Below are 15,467 nucleotides of genomic sequence, written 5' to 3'. Positions count from 1 at the left end.
CGACGAAGGCCAGGGCGGCGACGGCGAGAGCTCTCACGCCAGCGCCTCGTTGGTGTCCATCAGCACCTTGGCGCCGGAGCGGGCCGTGCGCATCAGGGTGGCGGTCTCGGGGAAGAGCTTGGCGAAGTAAAAGCGCGCGGTCTGCAGCTTGGCCTTGTAGAAGGGGTCGCTGTTGCCGGCGGCGATCTCGCGCAGCGCGACCTGGGCCATGCGGGCGAACAGGTAGCCATAGACCAGATGGCCGGCCACACGCAGGTAGTCCACAGCAGCGGCACCCACTTCGTCGGGGTTCTGGAAACCCTTGAAGCCGATTTCGGTGGTGAACTTGGTCATCTGGTCGCCCAGGTAGGCCACCGGGTTGATGAACTCGGACATCTTCTCGTTGACGCCTTCTTCTTCCACCAGCTGGGCGATCAGCTTGCCCAGCTTCTTCAGGCTGGCGCCCTGGTTGCCCAGGATCTTGCGGCCCAGCAGGTCCAGCGACTGCACGGTGTTCGTGCCTTCATAGATCATGTTGATGCGGTTGTCGCGCACGAACTGCTCCATGCCCCACTCCTTGATGAAGCCGTGACCGCCGAAGACCTGCATGCAGGCGTTGGTGGCGGTGTGGCCGTTGTCGGTGGTGAAGGCCTTGACGATGGGCGTGAGCAGGGCGACCAGCTCGCCGCTGTCCTTGCGCACCTTCTCGTCGGGGTGGTTCAGTTCCTTGTCCAGCAGCAGGGTGCAGAACACGGCCAGGGCGCGGCCGCCCTCGGCATAGGCCTTGGCCGTGAGCAGCATCTTGCGCACGTCCGGGTGGACGATGATGGGGTCGGCCGGCTTGTCCTTGGCCTTGGTGCCCGACAGGCTGCGCATCTGGACGCGGTCCTTGGCATAGGCCAGGGCGTTCTGGTAGGCCACTTCGGTCAGGCCCAGCGACTGGTTGCCCACACCCAGGCGGGCGGCGTTCATCATCACGAACATGGCAGCCAGGCCCTTGTTGGGCTCGCCCACCAGGGTGCCGACGGCGTCTTCCAGCACCATCTGGCAGGTGGCGTTGCCGTGGATGCCCATCTTGTGCTCCAGGCCGCCGCACCAGATGCCGTTGCGCGAGCCGATGGCGCCGTCCTTGTCGATATTGAACTTGGGCACGGCAAACAGGCTGATGCCCTTGCTGCCCTTGGGCGCGTCGGGCAGGCGGGCCAGCACCAGATGGACGATGTTGGGCGCCATGTCGTGCTCGCCGGCGCTGATGAAGATCTTGTTGCCGGTGATCTTGTAGCTGCCGTCGGCCTGCGGCTCGGCCTTGGTGCGCAGCAGGCCCAGGTCGGTCCCGCAATGCGGCTCGGTCAGGCACATGGTGCCGGTCCACTCGCCGCTGACCAGCTTGGGCAGGTAGAGCTTCTTCTGTTCGTCCGTGCCATGGGCATGCAGGGCCTCGTAGGCGCCGTGCGACAGGCCGGGGTACATGGTCCAGGCCTGGTTGGCCGAGTTGAGCATCTCGTAGAGGCACTGGTTGACCACGAAGGGCAGGCCCTGGCCGCCGTAGGCCGGGTCGCAGGACAGTGCCGGCCAGCCGCCTTCCACATACTTGGCGTAGGCCTGCTTGAAGCCCTTGGGCGGCGTCACCTCGTGGGTCGCCTGGTCCAGCGTGCAGCCCTCGGCGTCGCCGCTGATGTTCAGCGGGAAGGCCACTTCGGCGGCGAACTTGCCGCCCTCTTCCAGCACCGCGTTGATGGTGTCGGCATCGATGTCGGCGTGCTTGGGGCAGGCCCTGAGTTCGTCCGTGACCTTGAGCACCTCGTGCATCACGAATTGCATGTCGCGCAGGGGCGGGGTGTAGCTGGGCATGGGTTTACTCCTTGGATGCTTTGATGGATCGGGGGGCTTTGGCAGGCCGTGCGGACGAAGCAACGTCCGCGCCGTAGTGCCGCAAGATGGTGTCGAAGCCCGCGTTGGCGCGGGCGATGGAGCCGGGGTTCTTCAGGAACCGCGCCTCGTAATGCAGGGCCAGGATCAGGCCGTGGATCTCGAACAGCATCTGCTGCTCGCTCAGGTCCTTGCGCAGGTGGCCTTCTTCCTTGGCGGCGGTGATGGCACGCTCCATGGCGGCATGCCAGGTCATGACCGAACTGGCCAGGGCGTCGCGCACCGGGCCGGCGCGGTCGTCGAACTCCACCGCGCCGCTGATGTAGATGCAGCCCGAGTCGATTTCCACCGAGGTGCGCTTCATCCAGTTGGCGAACATGGCGCGCAGGCGCGGCAAGCCGCGCTCCTCCTGCAGGGAGGGGTAGAAGACCTCGTCCTCGAAACGCGTGTGGTATTCGCGGATCACCGAGATCTGCAGCTCCTCGCGCGAGCCGAAGTGGGCGAACACGCCCGACTTGCTCATCTGCGTGACCTCGGCCAAAGCGCCGATAGACAGGCCTTCCAGGCCGATCTGGGTGGCCAGGCCCAGCGCCGCGTCAACAATGGCGGCCTTGGTCTGCTGGCCCTTTTGCAGGGCCCGGCCCTCGCGCGGCACGCGCGGGCGCTTGACGGGCAATTCGGTGACGGACATGGTTTTGTGGAAAATAAAACGAACGGTCGTTCTATTTTGCAGGAAAACAGCGGCAAAAGTACACAGGGACCTCAAATAGAGGCAGGGCGCCGGCCAAACCAAAAGTCTGCGCCGCGCGCAGGCTCGTGCTTTATTTTGTAGAGATACGCCTCTATGTCATTGATTTTTAAAGATTTTCTTGTATCTGCGGCCGGCGAAAGCGCCGTGAGCTGCCTCACTTGACCTTCCGACCCGGGTACCGACGGTAAAAGTGTTCGCGCCGCCACTTGGTCATTGCATCGTTCACCGCCGCGCATTTTTCAGGGAAGTAAAGCCGGAGTCGGCCCAGACCCTGCTCTTCCTTGCCATGCAGTAGGTCGCCTACTAGCTCGACGTCCGCCTCATTGGCCGCTGTGGTGGTCACCGTGTGCATCAGGCCGCTGTCGGCGTCGACCCCTATGTGCGCCTTCATCCCGAAGAACCACTGGTTGCCCTTCTTGGTCTGGTGCACCTTCGGGCCACGCTCGCCTTCAGCGTTCCTCGTGGAGCTGGGCGCCGCGATGATGGTGGCGTTCACGATGCTGCCGCGCTTGAGCAGCAGGCCCTTGCGCGCCAGCAGCGCGTTGACCGCCTTCAGGATGCCCTCGGCCAAGTCGTTGGCTTCGAGCAGGTGCCGGAAGTTCAGGATGGTCGTCTCGTCCGGGATCGGTTCGTTCAGGCTCAGATGCACGAAGCTGCGAAGCGAGGCGATCTCGTACAGGGCCTCCTCCATCGTCGGGGCGCTCAGAGCAAACCAGTTCTGCATCAGGTGCACACACAGCATCGATTCCAGCGCGTACGGCCTGCGGCCGCGGCCGGTCACCGGATAGTGCTGCTCAATGAGCTTGAGCAGCACCTTCCACGGCACCACCAGTTCCATCTCCTCGAGGAACACCTGGCGCCGGGTCTTCTCCCGCTTGCCGGCGTACTCCGCGCCCGCAAAATGGATCTGGCTCATCGCACAGGCTCCTTTGCGTCAATCAACGCGCCGCGGCATGACCGGTGGACTTGTTCAGACTTTCCCTAGATTGCGTTGCGCAACTCTAGGAGCTTGGGTCGTCTCAAACCAGTCCAGGTCGAGACGACCCGTCGCCATCCGCCGGCAAGGGGATGGGCACTGACTTTTGCTTCAGCTAGCGTTTGGCGTCCGAACCTGAGGCTGGACAAACGGCAGTAGCGCGTCGCCATTGCGAACAATCCACTCAGGGTTGAAGTGGGTCCGGTCCATCAACACTGGGCCGCTGAGGCCTGGTTCGTAAATTCGGCACTCCCTTGCTGTGCAGTATTGAGACCTTAAGTCCACCATATGCACCAGGTCGGGCCGGTTCAACTTTGCGGCGATTCCGCTCACGTAGTCCGACTTAGGTTTGCCCTCGTAGTAGGAATCTTGAAAAGTCAACGGCTCACCCTGCCCAGCGAATCGTCGTCGCATGGCAGTGACGGGAATCTCAAACGGTGCAGTCCCCACCTGGCCAACCACGACGAGCACCTTTTTGGCATCCACAAGGCTCTTCCAAACGCGGAGCGTTTCTTCCTCAACCTCTGCCGCAGTCACTGACTCGCAACCGCCAGCTGTAGGCCTGCACATTCCTTGCGACGCCGACTGCGCGCCGCGCAAGTTGCCGGCCAAGATCACTGTGCCATATTCCGCACTCAATGCTTTCTTCAGCGCCGCAACGTTGAACTGATCGCAGAAATAACCAGGCGTTTTTCTATTGAATTCACCGTAGGGATTGCACCCAGCGCTTGTGTAAAAATCAACACGAACCTTTGCTCTTTCTCTGAACCAAGCATATAGGTGTTGGGCGTGGGAATCGCCGTATACCAAAATCCGAGGTCCGTCCATATCCTCATTGATCGAACAGGTGACTAGGCTAGCCAGTGGTTTCCGAAAGTTCGAGCAACCCTCAGGAATTATTTTCACTCTATGTGCTGCTGAATGAACTTCATAAAACTTTGCGTCAGCTGCAATTCTACTGTCCAAGCCATTCAGTGAGATCACTACCCAGGATAGTCCAGCACATAGCGCAATAGCTGATACGGAAATTATGAATGGCTTCTGTTTTATCGCATCCCAAGTTTTAGAGCGCAGCTTAAATTGTGTTTCCACAAACCGATGTGACAAGAAACCCAGAACAATTGATAGGAATAAACCAAATACAGTCGCTAGAGCTTTATTCCCTTGGCGCCACTCGAAAAAGTCGAGGCTCACGAAAACGGGCCAGTGCCATAGGTAAATCGAGTACGACCACAGGCCGATCTTCTGGAGAGGCATGAAGCCTATCCACATTTCCTCGCGCTCGCGGCCATAGTGACCCGCAAGAAAGGCCACGGAGGCGACAACTGGCCAAATGGCCAAGTAGCCTGGCCAATGGCCCTGCCAAGTTCCCTTGGCGGCAGCAAGCATACAACTCAAAAGCAGCACAATACCTGTCAACCGAAGGGTGACGCTGGTTCTCGGAGAAATTCGAACCAAAAAAGGCTCGCATATGTAAAGTAGGCCCCCGACCGTCATTTCCCACGCGCGAAATGGAAGCAGAAAAAATGCCGCCTCGGAACTCTTCGGGGTGTAAAAAACTGACAACGCAAGTGATGCGACAGCCAGGGCAATTAAGGCACTGATCACCACAGCACGATCTCCCGTCGTTTTTTTCCAGCGTCCGGTCAACCAATGGACAGCCAAACAGTACAACGGAAACAGCATATAAAATTGCCACTCGACCGATAAAGACCACGTGTGAAGCAACCAGCGATCATCTACTTCGCTGCCGAAATACCCAGTGCCTGATCGATAGAAGTGATTACTGTAAAAGAGCAGCGCCGTTTTGGCCTGTCTTGCGTACTCCAAAAGATCCACAGGAGCCAACTTCACCACACCCAACATGAAGATAGCCAGGATCAGAACAGCAAGTGCAGGCCAAATTCGAGACACTCTGGCTGCAATAAAGTTAACATAGCTAAAGGTGTCAGTTTCAAGCCCCCGGACTATTATCTTTGTCATCAAATAACCTGAAATGACAAAAAATATGTCAACGCCTACAAATCCACCTTTAAACCCAGGTATCTGGAAGTGATAAAGAACCACCAACAGTACGGCGACGGCTCGCAGAGCGTTTATGTCAGTTCGGAATTTCATGGCGGTTCACAGATGGTGCGATACACAATAGGCGCAATTTTCACACCAACTAACGTCGGCCTTACGACAAAATCCCCTCGGCACGAGAAAGCGCAGTTGTAGGGAGGATGCGCGACAGGGGGCAACGGTCGGGCATTCTTCTGACAGTCCTTGAATCAAGGTCCACATAGCCTCCACTGTTTCAATGGGAGGAGCACTGTGGAAACCGTGATTTGGTGGATATGCGGAGGGTGGTCGCCGTCGCTCTAGCCTTAACCAGGGCTGGCCCAGGAAAAAATGCAGGGCTTGGTGGCTGCCCCGGCCATAGACCAGGTAGACCGGGCTGACCGGCGTCCAGCGCCAGGCGCGTCACCAAGCCGGCCTTGTCGGCGACGCCGGGCAGATCTTCCGGCGGGATCGTGCTGGTGTCGTTTTGCAGGCGCACGCGGCCGCGCAACAGCCCGGCGCGCAATTCGCCCGCGGTACCCAGTTGCAGGCCGGCGGCGGCGGGCGACGCGCACGCTGGCATCGCTGTACACGTCGATGGGCTTGCGCTCGGCCTGGAGGCTGGCCGCCACGAAGAAGCGCTGGCTGGTGTCCAGCGGCTGGAACCACTCGGTGCGCAGCCGGGTGGCATGGCCGATCTGCAGGTCGTCGCGCCATTCCGCGCCCAGGCGGTTCAGCCAGGTCGCACGGTGCGTCGCCAGCAGGGAGAAGTAGGAATCGCTCTCGAAGTCCGAAGACAGGCCCAGGCCGAAGCGCAGGTAGTTGGGGCCTCAGGACTTTTCCGCCACGTCGGCCGTCAGCACATAGCCCGCCCCGTCCTCGGCCGCGAAGCTGTAGTTGACGGACTTGAAGTCGCCCCGGCCGTACAGGCGCTGCATGTCCCGCTCCACCACGGCCGGTTCAAAGGCCTGGCCAGCGCGCGACTCCGTGCTTTCCTTGAGCACCTGGGGGTCGGCCTCGCTCACGCCGACCGCGCGCACCTCGTCGATACGCTGGCCGGAGCGGCTGGCATCGGCGCTGCAGGCCGCCAGCAGGCCGGCGTAGGTCGGGGGCGTCGATGCTGTGGATGGCCAGGCGAGTGGCGGCGGCGCGGGCCGCCGCCTCGCTAGCGTGGGCCGCTTCGGGCACGCGGTCGAAGTCGGTGCTGGCAAGCCCGGCCAGGTCCGGCGCCAGCAGGATGTCGGCCGGGCCCAGTTCCTTGAGCGACTGCGCGACGTTGGCGGCCGTCAGGATGCGGGTCAACTGGTCCGACGCGGAGACCAGCGAGCTGACATCCTGCTTGCGCAGCAGGGGCGTGCCGATGTTCACCGCGATGACCACCTGGGCGCCCATGGCCTGGGCCAGGTTGCCATGGTCCAGCGCCACCATGTCCGAGGTCGCCAGGTCCGTGGCCACCGCGCGAAAGGGGATGGGCAGCCGGTCGAAGTACTGCTTTGCTGGCGCACCGTGAGGCGCCGCAGCAAGGCCTCGAAAGCCACGCCGGCCACCGCGCCCTTGGGCAAGGCCAGGCCGCCGGTGTTCAGCCGATCTCGGGGCCGATGAAGTTGAGAGCGTCGTCCTGCTTGTGCCGCAACGGCAGGCTGCCACGCGGCACGTCGCGGAACAGCGTCGCGGAGCTCAAGCTGCGCATCTCCGCCTCGATGGTGGCCAGTGGCAGACCGGTGGCATAGGCGGCCCCGACGATGGAGCCGGCGCTGGTTCCCACGATGATGTCCACCGTTACGCGCATCTCCTCGAGCACCCGCAGCACGCCGATGCGGGCGCCGCCGCCGGACAGCACCAAGGCGATCATCGGCCGTTCGGCCGCCAGCGCGAGCAGGAACAACAGGCCAGTGAAACGTCGCATGCGGCAAATCATAAGCATGCGCTGCGCCGCGGCCTGCGCCGCCTCGTTCTCAGGGCTTCTTGAACGGCACGACCAGCTGGCGCTGCTCGCCCAGGCCTTCGATGCCCAGGGTGACGACGTCGCCCTTCTTCAAATAGGTGGGCGGCTTCATGCCCAGGCCGACGCCGGGTGGGGTGCCGGTGGTGATGACATCGCCGGGCAGCAGAGTCATGAACTGGCTCAGGTAGCTGACCAGGGTGGCGCAGTCGAAGATCATGGTCTTGGTGCTGCCGGTCTGCATGCGCTTGCCGTTGACGTCCAGCCACATGGCCAGGCGCTGCACGTTGACCTCGTCGGGCGTGACCAGCCAGGGGCCGATGGGGCCGAAGGTGTCGCAGCCCTTGCCCTTGTCCCATTGCGGACCGCGCTCGAGCTGAAACTCACGTTCGCTGACGTCGTTGATGGTGCAAAAGCCGGCCACATAGGACAGCGCGTCCTTCTTGGTGACGTACTGGGCCTTGGTGCCGATGACGATGCCCAGCTCCACTTCCCAGTCGGTCTTGACCGAACCCTTGGGCAGCATGATGTTGTCGTTCGGACCCTGGATGCAGCTGGTGGCCTTCATGAAGACCACCGGTTCCTTGGGGATGGGATTGCCGGATTCGGCCGCGTGGTCGCTGAAGTTCAGGCCGATGGCGATGAACTTGCCGACGTTGGCCACCGGGCTGCCAAAGCGCGGCTTGCCGCGCACCAGGGGCAGGTTGGCGAGCTTGGCCTTCCGGATGCGGTTGAGCGTCGCGACGCCCAGTTGCGCCGGACCCAGGTCGGGCACGATGGCGGAGATGTCGCGCAGCTTGCCTTCGGCGTCGATCAGGCCGGGCTTTTCCTTGCCGGGGTTGCCATAGCGGACGAGTTTCATTGCTTTCCTTTCAGTAAGTGGAACGTCCACCCGAGAGGTCAAAGACCGCGCCAGTGGAAAAAGAACAGTCTTCGGTGCACAGCCAGGCCACCATGGCCGCCACTTCCTCGGGCGTGCCAAAGCGGCCCATGGGGATCTTGGACAGCATGAACTGGATGTGCTGCTCGCTCATCTGGTCGAAGATGGCGGTCTTCACGGCCGCCGGCGTCACGCAGTTGACGCGCACGCCGGTGTCGGCCAGCTCCTTGCCCAGCGATTTTGTCAGGGCGATCACCGCCGCCTTGCTGGCGCTGTAGGCGCTGGCGTTGGGATTGCCGTCCTTGCCGGCCACCGAGGCGATGTTGACGATGCGGCCGTAGTCGTTGGCGCGCAGGTGCGGCGCCCACTCCCGGCAGCACAGGAACAGGCCGGTGAGGTTGACGTCCATCACCTGCTTCCAGTCGGCGACGGGATAGTCCCAGACCTTCACATTCGGACCGGTGATGCCGGCGCTGTTGACCAGGGCGTCGACCTTCGGATGGATCTTGAGCGTGGCGGCGACAGCGGAGCGCACCGAATCGTGCTGCGCCACATCCACCGCCACGGCGCTGGCCTGCGCGCCCAGCTGCGCCGCCGCCTTGTTCGCACCGACCTCGTCCCGGTCCCACAGGGTCACGCTGCCGCCCGAAGCGATCAGGCGCTGGGCAATGGCGTAGCCCAGGCCGGTGGCGCCGCCGGTGACCACCGCGTGGCGGCTCTTGAAATCGAGCTGGTTCATATCGTCATGCCGCCGTCGTTGGCATAGAGCTGGCCGGTGACGAAGACCGACTCGTCGCTGGCCAGGAAGACCACCAGCGGCGCCATCTCCTCGGCCTGGGCCAGACGGCCCATGGGCTGGCGGGCGATGAAGTTCTTGCGCGCGGCCACCGGGTCTTCATAGGAATTGATGCGCTCGCCCAGCGAGGGCGTGTCCACCGTGCCGGGCGCGATGGCATTGCAACGAATGCCGCGCGCCACATAGTCGGCTGCCACGCTCTTGGTCAGGCCGACCACGGCCGCCTTGGAGGTGCCGTAGATGAAGCGGTTGGGCAGGCCCTTGAGGCTGCTGCAGACGCTGGCCATGTTGATGATGCTGCCGCCACCCTTGGCCAGCATGCCGGGCAGCACGGCCTGGATCATCCAAAACTGCGCGCGCACATTGAGGTTGAAGGCGAACTCCCACTCGTCATCGGTGGCCTGTTCGATCGTGCCGTTGTGGACGAAGCCGGCGCAGTTGAACAGCACGTCCAGGGGCGGCAGCGTCGCCGCTACGCGGGCGATGGCGGCCTTGTCCAGCACGTCCAGCGTCACCGCGTGGATGCCCTGCACGCCGTCGTAGGCGTCCAGCAGCTTGGGGTTGAGGTCGGTCGCCCAGACCTGCGCGCCCTGCGCCGCCATGGCCAGCGCGCTGGCCTTGCCAATGCCCTGGCCCGCTGCGGTGACCAAGACTTTTTTTCCTTTGAGTCGCATCTGTGTGTGCTTTCGTTCGGGTTTTGCCCAATGCGGCCAGGCCGCTCTGGACGGATATTAATTGGTCTGACCACTTGGCCAATTGAGATTAACCCGCATGCTTCTGCAAGCCGTCGAACCGCAGCGCCTGTACCGGCAGATCGCCGAGCAGCTGCGTTCGCACATCCTTGCCGGCGAGTTCACTCCCGGCAGCCGGCTGCCGGCCGAGCGCGAGCTGGCCAGCCAGCTGGGCGTGAGCAGGCCCTCGGTGCGCGAGGCCCTGATCGCGCTGGAGGTGGAAGGCTGGGTCGAGGTGCGCACCGGCTCCGGCGTCTACGTGCTGGAGCGCTCCGGCCAGGTCAACGGCCATGCCACCAAGGTGCCGGCCACGGAATGGGGCCCGCTGGAGCTGATCCGCGCGCGCCGCGTCATCGAGGGCGAGATCGCCGCCATGGCCGCCACCGAGGGCAAGCGCAAGCAGGTTGACGCCATCGCCGCCGCCATCGCCTCCATGCACAAGGACGCCGACAGCGGCGTGCAGCCGCGCGCCGGCGACCGCGCCTTCCACACGGCCGTGGCCCAGGCCGCCGGCAACGCGGTGCTGAGCGAAACCGTGCAGACCTTCTGGGACGCGCGCCGCGGCCCTCTGTTCGAGCGGCTGGGCGACCACTTCGAGACCGTGCCGTCCTGGCGCAAGGCCATCTCCGAACACGAGCTGGTGCTCGAAGCCATCGCCGCGCATGACGCCAACGCCGCCCGCGCCGCCATGCAGCACCACCTGGACAAAGCCCATGCCCGATTCAGCGCGAGCTGGCGCCGCGCGAGCGCTTCCTGAACCCCGCCAGCACCACACCAACGACCTAGGAGACAAGCATGAACCAGCGATTTGCTATCAAACTCGTAGCTGCCTGCGCAATTTTGGCGGGGGCTACAGCCCCGTTCGGCATCGCGCACGCGCAGACCAAGCTGAAGTGGGCGCACGTCTACGAAACCTCCGAGCCGTACCACAAGTGGTCGGTCTGGGCCGCTGACGAATTCAAGAAGCGCACCAACGGCAAGTACGAGATCCAGGTCTTCCCGGCCTCCAGCCTGGGCAAGGAAAGCGACATCAACCAGGGCCTGCAGCTGGGCACGGTGGACATCATCCTGACCGGCGCCTCCTTCGCCTCCAACTCCTATCCGCGGCTGGCCGTCAGCTACTACCCCTTCACCTTCCGCGACGCCGACCACGTCGTCAAGTACGGCCAGAGCGAGGTCTTCAAGGAACTGACCGAGGGCTACAAGAAGGCCACCGGCAACACCGTGACAGCCCTGACCTACTACGGCGCGCGCCATGCCACCAGCAACAAGCTGTTCAAGAACTGCGACGAGATGAAGGGCCTGAAGATTCGCGTGCCCGACTCGCCTGCCTACACCGCCCTGCCGCGCGCCTGCGGCGCCAACCCGACGCCGATCGCCTTCGCCGAGGTCTACCTGGCGCTGCAAAACGGCACCGTGGACGCGCAGGAGAACCCGCTGCCCACCATCGAAGCCAAGAAGTTCTTCGAGGTGCAGAAGAACATCATCCTGACCGGCCACATCTCGGACGCGCTGCTGACGGTGATCTCGCCCAGCACCATGTCCAGGCTCAGCGCCGCCGAGCAAAAGCTGCTGGCCGACATCACCCAGGAAGCAGCCGTCAACACCACCAACGACATCCGCAAGCGCGAAGGCGAGCTGGTCGAGGAGTTCAAGAAGAAGGGCAACAACGTGGTCACGGTCGACCGTGCCGAGTTCCAGCAGCGCGTGCTCAAGGCCGTCACCTTCGAGTCCATGAAGCTGGACAAGAAGGACTGGGACCGGATCATCGCCATTAAATAAGAGCACCCCGAAGCCGGCGCGAAGCGCCGGCCTCCCCTCGAGGGGCGATGCAGCGGACCGGCGCAGCCGGATCCGCGCATCCTGGAAGAAGACACGCGGAGAAAAAAAATGACGACTTCAATTGATGACATGCCCAAGGTGATGGGCGACGACGGCGAATTCCACGCCCAGGATGAGGCGGTGGACCTGTCGGGCACGCCGGTGGAGGCCTGGGTCGCCCTGGTCTTCTTCTGGATCCTGGGGATCACGGTCTTCTACCAGTTCTTCACCCGTTACGTGATGAACGACTCGGCCGCCTGGACCGAGGAGATCGCCCGCTACCTGCTGATCGCGGTGGTCTTCACCGGCGCCACCATCGGCGTCATCAAGAACAACCACATCCAGGTCGACTTCTTCTACAAGTTCATGCCCAAGCCGGTGGCGCGGGCCTTGGCAACGCTGGTCGATGTGCTGCGCACCGGCTTCTTCGTGGCGGCCGCCGTGCTCACCGTGATGATGATGCTCAAGCTGGGCAGCAACTCGCGCATGACCATGGTCGACCTGCCGATGAACTGGGTCTACGGCGTCTGCCTGCTGGGTTTCGCGGCGATGGCCGTGCGCTCGGCACAGGTGGCGCTGTTCCACCGCCGGCGCGGCTACACCGTGCTGGAGCGGCCCGAGACCTCGATGGACGACAACTAAAAAAACAACCTCTCATGCTGAAAATCATCTTCCTCTTCCTGATGGCCGGCGGCATCCCGGTGGCCATCGCCATGGCAGGCTCCGCCCTGCTGTACATCTGGTGGACGGGCACCCTGCCGTCCTTCGTGGTCATCCACCGCATGGTCAGCGGCATCGACAGCTTCCCGCTGCTGGCCGTGCCCTTCTTCATCCTGGCCGGCAACCTGATGAACAACGCCGGCATCACCAACCGCATCTACAACTACGCCCTGGCCCTGGTGGGCTGGCTCAAGGGCGGCCTGGGCCACGTCAACGTGGTGGGCTCGGTGGTGTTCGCCGGCATGAGCGGCACAGCCATCGCCGACGCCGCCGGCCTGGGCACGATCGAGATCAAGGCCATGACCGACCATGGCTACAGCAAGGAGTTCGCTGTCGGCGTGACGGCGGCGTCGGCCACCCTGGGTCCCATCATCCCGCCCTCGCTGCCCTTCGTGATCTACGGAATGATGGCCAACGTCAGCGTCGGCGCCCTGTTCCTGGCGGGCATCCTGCCGGGCGTGCTGATGGCCGGCCTGATGATGCTCACCGTGGCCTACTTCGCCCACAAGAACGGCTGGGGCGCAGACACCAAGTTCGAATGGCCTCGCGTGATCAAGGCGCTGGTGGAGACGCTGGTCGTCGCCGGCTGGCCGCTGGTGCTGTGGGTGCTAATCGCCAAGCTGGGCTTCCCGCCGCAGATCACGGTGTTCGCCGGCCTCATCGTGCTGTTCGCGGCCGACAAGGCGTTCAAGTTCCAGGCCGTGCTGCCCATCATGACGCCGGTGCTGCTGATCGGCGGCATGACCACCGGCATCTTCACGCCCACCGAAGGCGCCATCGCGGCCTGCCTCTGGTCCATGTTCCTGGGCCTGGTCTGGTACCGCACCCTGCACTGGAAGATGTTCATCAAGGTCTGCCTGGACACGGTGGAGACCACCGCCACCGTGCTGTTCATCGTGGCAGCAGCCAGCATCTTCGGCTGGATGCTCACGGCCACCGGCGTGACGGCGGCGATCTCGCAATGGGTGCTGGGCTTCACCAAGGAAGCCTGGGTCTTCCTGCTGCTGGCCAACCTGCTGATGCTGTTCGTCGGCTGCTTCCTGGAGCCCACGGCCGCCATCACCATCCTGGTGCCCATCCTGATGCCCATCGTGGCGCAGCTGGGGATCGACCCCGTCCATTTCGGTCTGGTGATGGTGCTCAACCTGATGATCGGCCTGCTGCATCCGCCCATGGGCATGGTGCTGTTCGTGCTGGCGCGGGTTGCCAAGCTCTCGGTCGAGCGCACGACCATCGCCATCCTGCCCTGGCTGGTGCCGCTGCTGGGCTCGCTGGCCATCATCACCTACTTCCCCAAGCTGGTGCTGTGGCTGCCCAAGATGTTCTATTAATGGCCCACCCCCGAAGCGCCTGCGGCGCCTCCCCCTCAAGGGGGCGCCACCAGTGGCCCGGCAAAGCCGGTTCCACGGTGACCCACGAACGAGAGAATCCATGACCCCATTCATCAGATTGCACCCCGCCGATGATGTGCTCATCGCCCGCTCCCAGCTTGTCGGCGGCACGCAGGCCGAGAACGTCACCATCAAGGGCCTGATCCCGCCGGGCCACAAGGTCGCCACGCATGCCATCGCCGCCGGCGAGCCGGTGCGGCGCTACAACCAGATCATCGGTTTTGCCAGCAAGCCCATTGTCGCCGGCGAGCACGTGCACACGCACAACCTGGACATGGGCACCAACAAGGGCGACTTCGAACGCGACTACGCCTTTGGCGCCGACGTCAAGCCGCAGCCGCCCAAGAAAGAGGCCACGTTCATGGGCATCCAGCGCGGCGATGGCCGCGTGGCGACGCGCAACTACATCGGCATCCTGTCCAGCGTGAACTGCTCGGCCACCGCCGCGCGGGCGATTGCCGACCACTTCTCGCGCCAGAGCAATCCCGCCGCGTTGAAGGACTTCCCCAACGTCGACGGCGTGGTGGCCCTGACCCACGGCACGGGCTGTGGCATGGACACCGAAGGCATGGGCATGCAGATCCTGGAGCGCACGCTGGCCGGCTATGCCACCCATGCCAACTTCTGGGGCGTGCTGGTCGTCGGCCTGGGCTGCGAGGCCAACCAGATCAACGCCTGGCTGGCCCACTCCAGCCTGCGCGAGGGCGACACGCTCAAGGTCTTCAACATCCAGGACACCGGCGGCACGCGCAAGACCGTGGAGAAGGGCATCGCCCTGATCAAGGAGATGCTGCCGCGCGCCAACGACGTCCAGCGCGAGCCCTGCAGCGTGGCCCACATCACCATCGGCCTGCAATGCGGCGGCTCGGACGGCTACTCGGGCATCAGCGCCAACCCGGCCCTGGGCGCGGCGGTGGACCTGCTGGTGGCCCATGGCGGCACGGCCATCCTGTCGGAGACGCCTGAGGTCTATGGCGCCGAGCACCTGCTGACGCGCCGCGCCGTCAAGCGCGAGGTCGGCGAAAAACTGATCGAGCGCATCCGCTGGTGGGAGCGCTACACCGAGATCAACGAGGGCGAGATGAACAACAACCCCTCGCCGGGCAACAAGGCCGGCGGCCTGACCACCATCCTGGAGAAATCCCTGGGCGCGGTGGCCAAGGGCGGCACCACCAATCTGGAAGCGGTCTACGAGTACGCCGAGCCGGTGACGGCGCACGGCTTCGTCTACATGGACACGCCGGGCTACGACCCGGTCAGCGCCACCGGCCAGGTGGCGGGCGGCGCCAACATGATCTGCTTTACCACCGGCCGCGGCTCGGCCTACGGCTGCGCGCCCTCGCCGTCCCTCAAGCTGGCGACCAACAGCGCGCTGTGGCGCAAGCAGGAAGAGGACATGGACATCAACTGCGGCGAAATCATCGACGGCCAGGCCTCGGTGCAGGAGATGGGCCAGCGCATCTTCGAGCTGGTGCTGGCCACCGCCTCGGGCGAACTGTCCAAGAGCGAGCAGCATGGCTACGGCCAGAACGAGTTCGTGCCCTGGCAGGTCGGCGCCGTGATGTAAG

14 protein-coding genes and 1 pseudogene are annotated in these 15,467 nt (G+C 63.7%); 5 read left to right on the top strand and 10 right to left on the bottom strand.

Annotation, left to right across the window (positions count from 1 at the left end):
* Positions 1–33: 33 nt before the first annotated feature.
* The 10 genes and pseudogenes from Q0632_RS19015 to Q0632_RS18975 form a co-directional block, all read right to left on the bottom strand.
* Complete coding sequence (locus Q0632_RS19015; RefSeq protein ID WP_298933118.1) at positions 34–1,830, bottom strand: acyl-CoA dehydrogenase C-terminal domain-containing protein; 1,797 nt, start codon at positions 1,828–1,830, stop codon at positions 34–36.
* Positions 1,831–1,834: 4 nt separating this feature from the next.
* The gene (locus Q0632_RS19010) at positions 1,835–2,539 is read right to left on the bottom strand and encodes a TetR/AcrR family transcriptional regulator (RefSeq protein ID WP_298933117.1); all 705 of its coding nucleotides are present in this window, start codon (positions 2,537–2,539) and stop codon (positions 1,835–1,837) included.
* A gap of 337 nt (positions 2,540–2,876) precedes the next feature.
* A pseudogene (locus Q0632_RS19005) lies at positions 2,877–3,515 on the bottom strand (IS5 family transposase); the annotation flags it as partial.
* Positions 3,516–3,686: 171 nt separating this feature from the next.
* Positions 3,687–5,693, bottom strand: a complete 2,007-nt coding sequence (locus Q0632_RS19000; protein ID WP_298933115.1) for an acyltransferase family protein — start codon at positions 5,691–5,693, stop codon at positions 3,687–3,689.
* Positions 5,694–6,448: 755 nt separating this feature from the next.
* Positions 6,449–6,622, bottom strand: a complete 174-nt coding sequence (locus tag Q0632_RS22400; protein WP_367181229.1) for a hypothetical protein — start codon at positions 6,620–6,622, stop codon at positions 6,449–6,451.
* Positions 6,579–7,073, bottom strand: coding sequence for a hypothetical protein (locus Q0632_RS18995; protein ID WP_298933112.1), 495 nt, complete (start codon positions 7,071–7,073; stop codon positions 6,579–6,581). The genes Q0632_RS22400 and Q0632_RS18995 overlap by 44 nt, the downstream gene beginning before the upstream one ends.
* Positions 7,074–7,197: 124 nt before the next feature.
* Positions 7,198–7,524 carry a patatin-like phospholipase family protein gene (locus Q0632_RS18990; RefSeq protein WP_298933110.1) on the bottom strand — a complete coding sequence of 109 codons (327 nt, stop codon included), beginning with the start codon at positions 7,522–7,524 and terminating at the stop codon, positions 7,198–7,200.
* 49 nt (positions 7,525–7,573) lie between these two features.
* Complete coding sequence (locus Q0632_RS18985; protein ID WP_298933108.1) at positions 7,574–8,422, bottom strand: fumarylacetoacetate hydrolase family protein; 849 nt, start codon at positions 8,420–8,422, stop codon at positions 7,574–7,576.
* A gap of 10 nt (positions 8,423–8,432) precedes the next feature.
* A complete protein-coding gene (locus Q0632_RS18980; RefSeq protein WP_298933105.1) occupies positions 8,433–9,179 on the bottom strand; it encodes an SDR family NAD(P)-dependent oxidoreductase in 747 nt (248 codons plus the stop codon).
* Positions 9,176–9,910, bottom strand: coding sequence for an SDR family oxidoreductase (locus Q0632_RS18975; RefSeq protein ID WP_298933103.1), 735 nt, complete (start codon positions 9,908–9,910; stop codon positions 9,176–9,178). Before Q0632_RS18975 ends, Q0632_RS18980 begins: the two co-directional genes overlap by 4 nt.
* A gap of 97 nt (positions 9,911–10,007) precedes the next feature.
* Between Q0632_RS18975 and Q0632_RS18970 the strand changes: the two genes are divergently transcribed.
* From Q0632_RS18970 to Q0632_RS18950, 5 genes are all read left to right on the top strand, one after another.
* Positions 10,008–10,724 carry a FadR/GntR family transcriptional regulator gene (locus tag Q0632_RS18970; RefSeq protein ID WP_298933101.1) on the top strand — a complete coding sequence of 239 codons (717 nt, stop codon included), beginning with the start codon at positions 10,008–10,010 and terminating at the stop codon, positions 10,722–10,724.
* 38 nt (positions 10,725–10,762) lie between these two features.
* The gene (locus Q0632_RS18965) at positions 10,763–11,749 is read left to right on the top strand and encodes a sialic acid TRAP transporter substrate-binding protein SiaP (RefSeq protein WP_298933099.1); all 987 of its coding nucleotides are present in this window, start codon (positions 10,763–10,765) and stop codon (positions 11,747–11,749) included.
* Positions 11,750–11,857: 108 nt separating this feature from the next.
* A complete protein-coding gene (locus tag Q0632_RS18960; protein ID WP_298933097.1) occupies positions 11,858–12,430 on the top strand; it encodes a TRAP transporter small permease in 573 nt (190 codons plus the stop codon).
* A 14-nt stretch (positions 12,431–12,444) separates the two neighbouring features.
* On the top strand, positions 12,445–13,839 hold the full coding sequence (locus Q0632_RS18955) for a TRAP transporter large permease (RefSeq protein WP_298933094.1): 1,395 nt from the start codon (positions 12,445–12,447) through the stop codon (positions 13,837–13,839).
* A gap of 100 nt (positions 13,840–13,939) precedes the next feature.
* Positions 13,940–15,466 (top strand): UxaA family hydrolase, encoded by a 1,527-nt coding sequence (locus Q0632_RS18950; protein ID WP_298933092.1) that lies wholly within the window; start codon positions 13,940–13,942, stop codon positions 15,464–15,466.
* The last annotated feature ends 1 nt before the right edge of the window (position 15,467 follow it).

It is taken from the genome of uncultured Ramlibacter sp. (assembly GCF_936925435.1).
In the GTDB taxonomy this organism is placed as follows: Bacteria; Pseudomonadota; Gammaproteobacteria; order Burkholderiales; family Burkholderiaceae_C; genus Ramlibacter.
The sequence above is the reverse complement of the archived record's forward strand: the minus strand, read 5'-3'. Positions and strand labels throughout refer to the sequence as shown.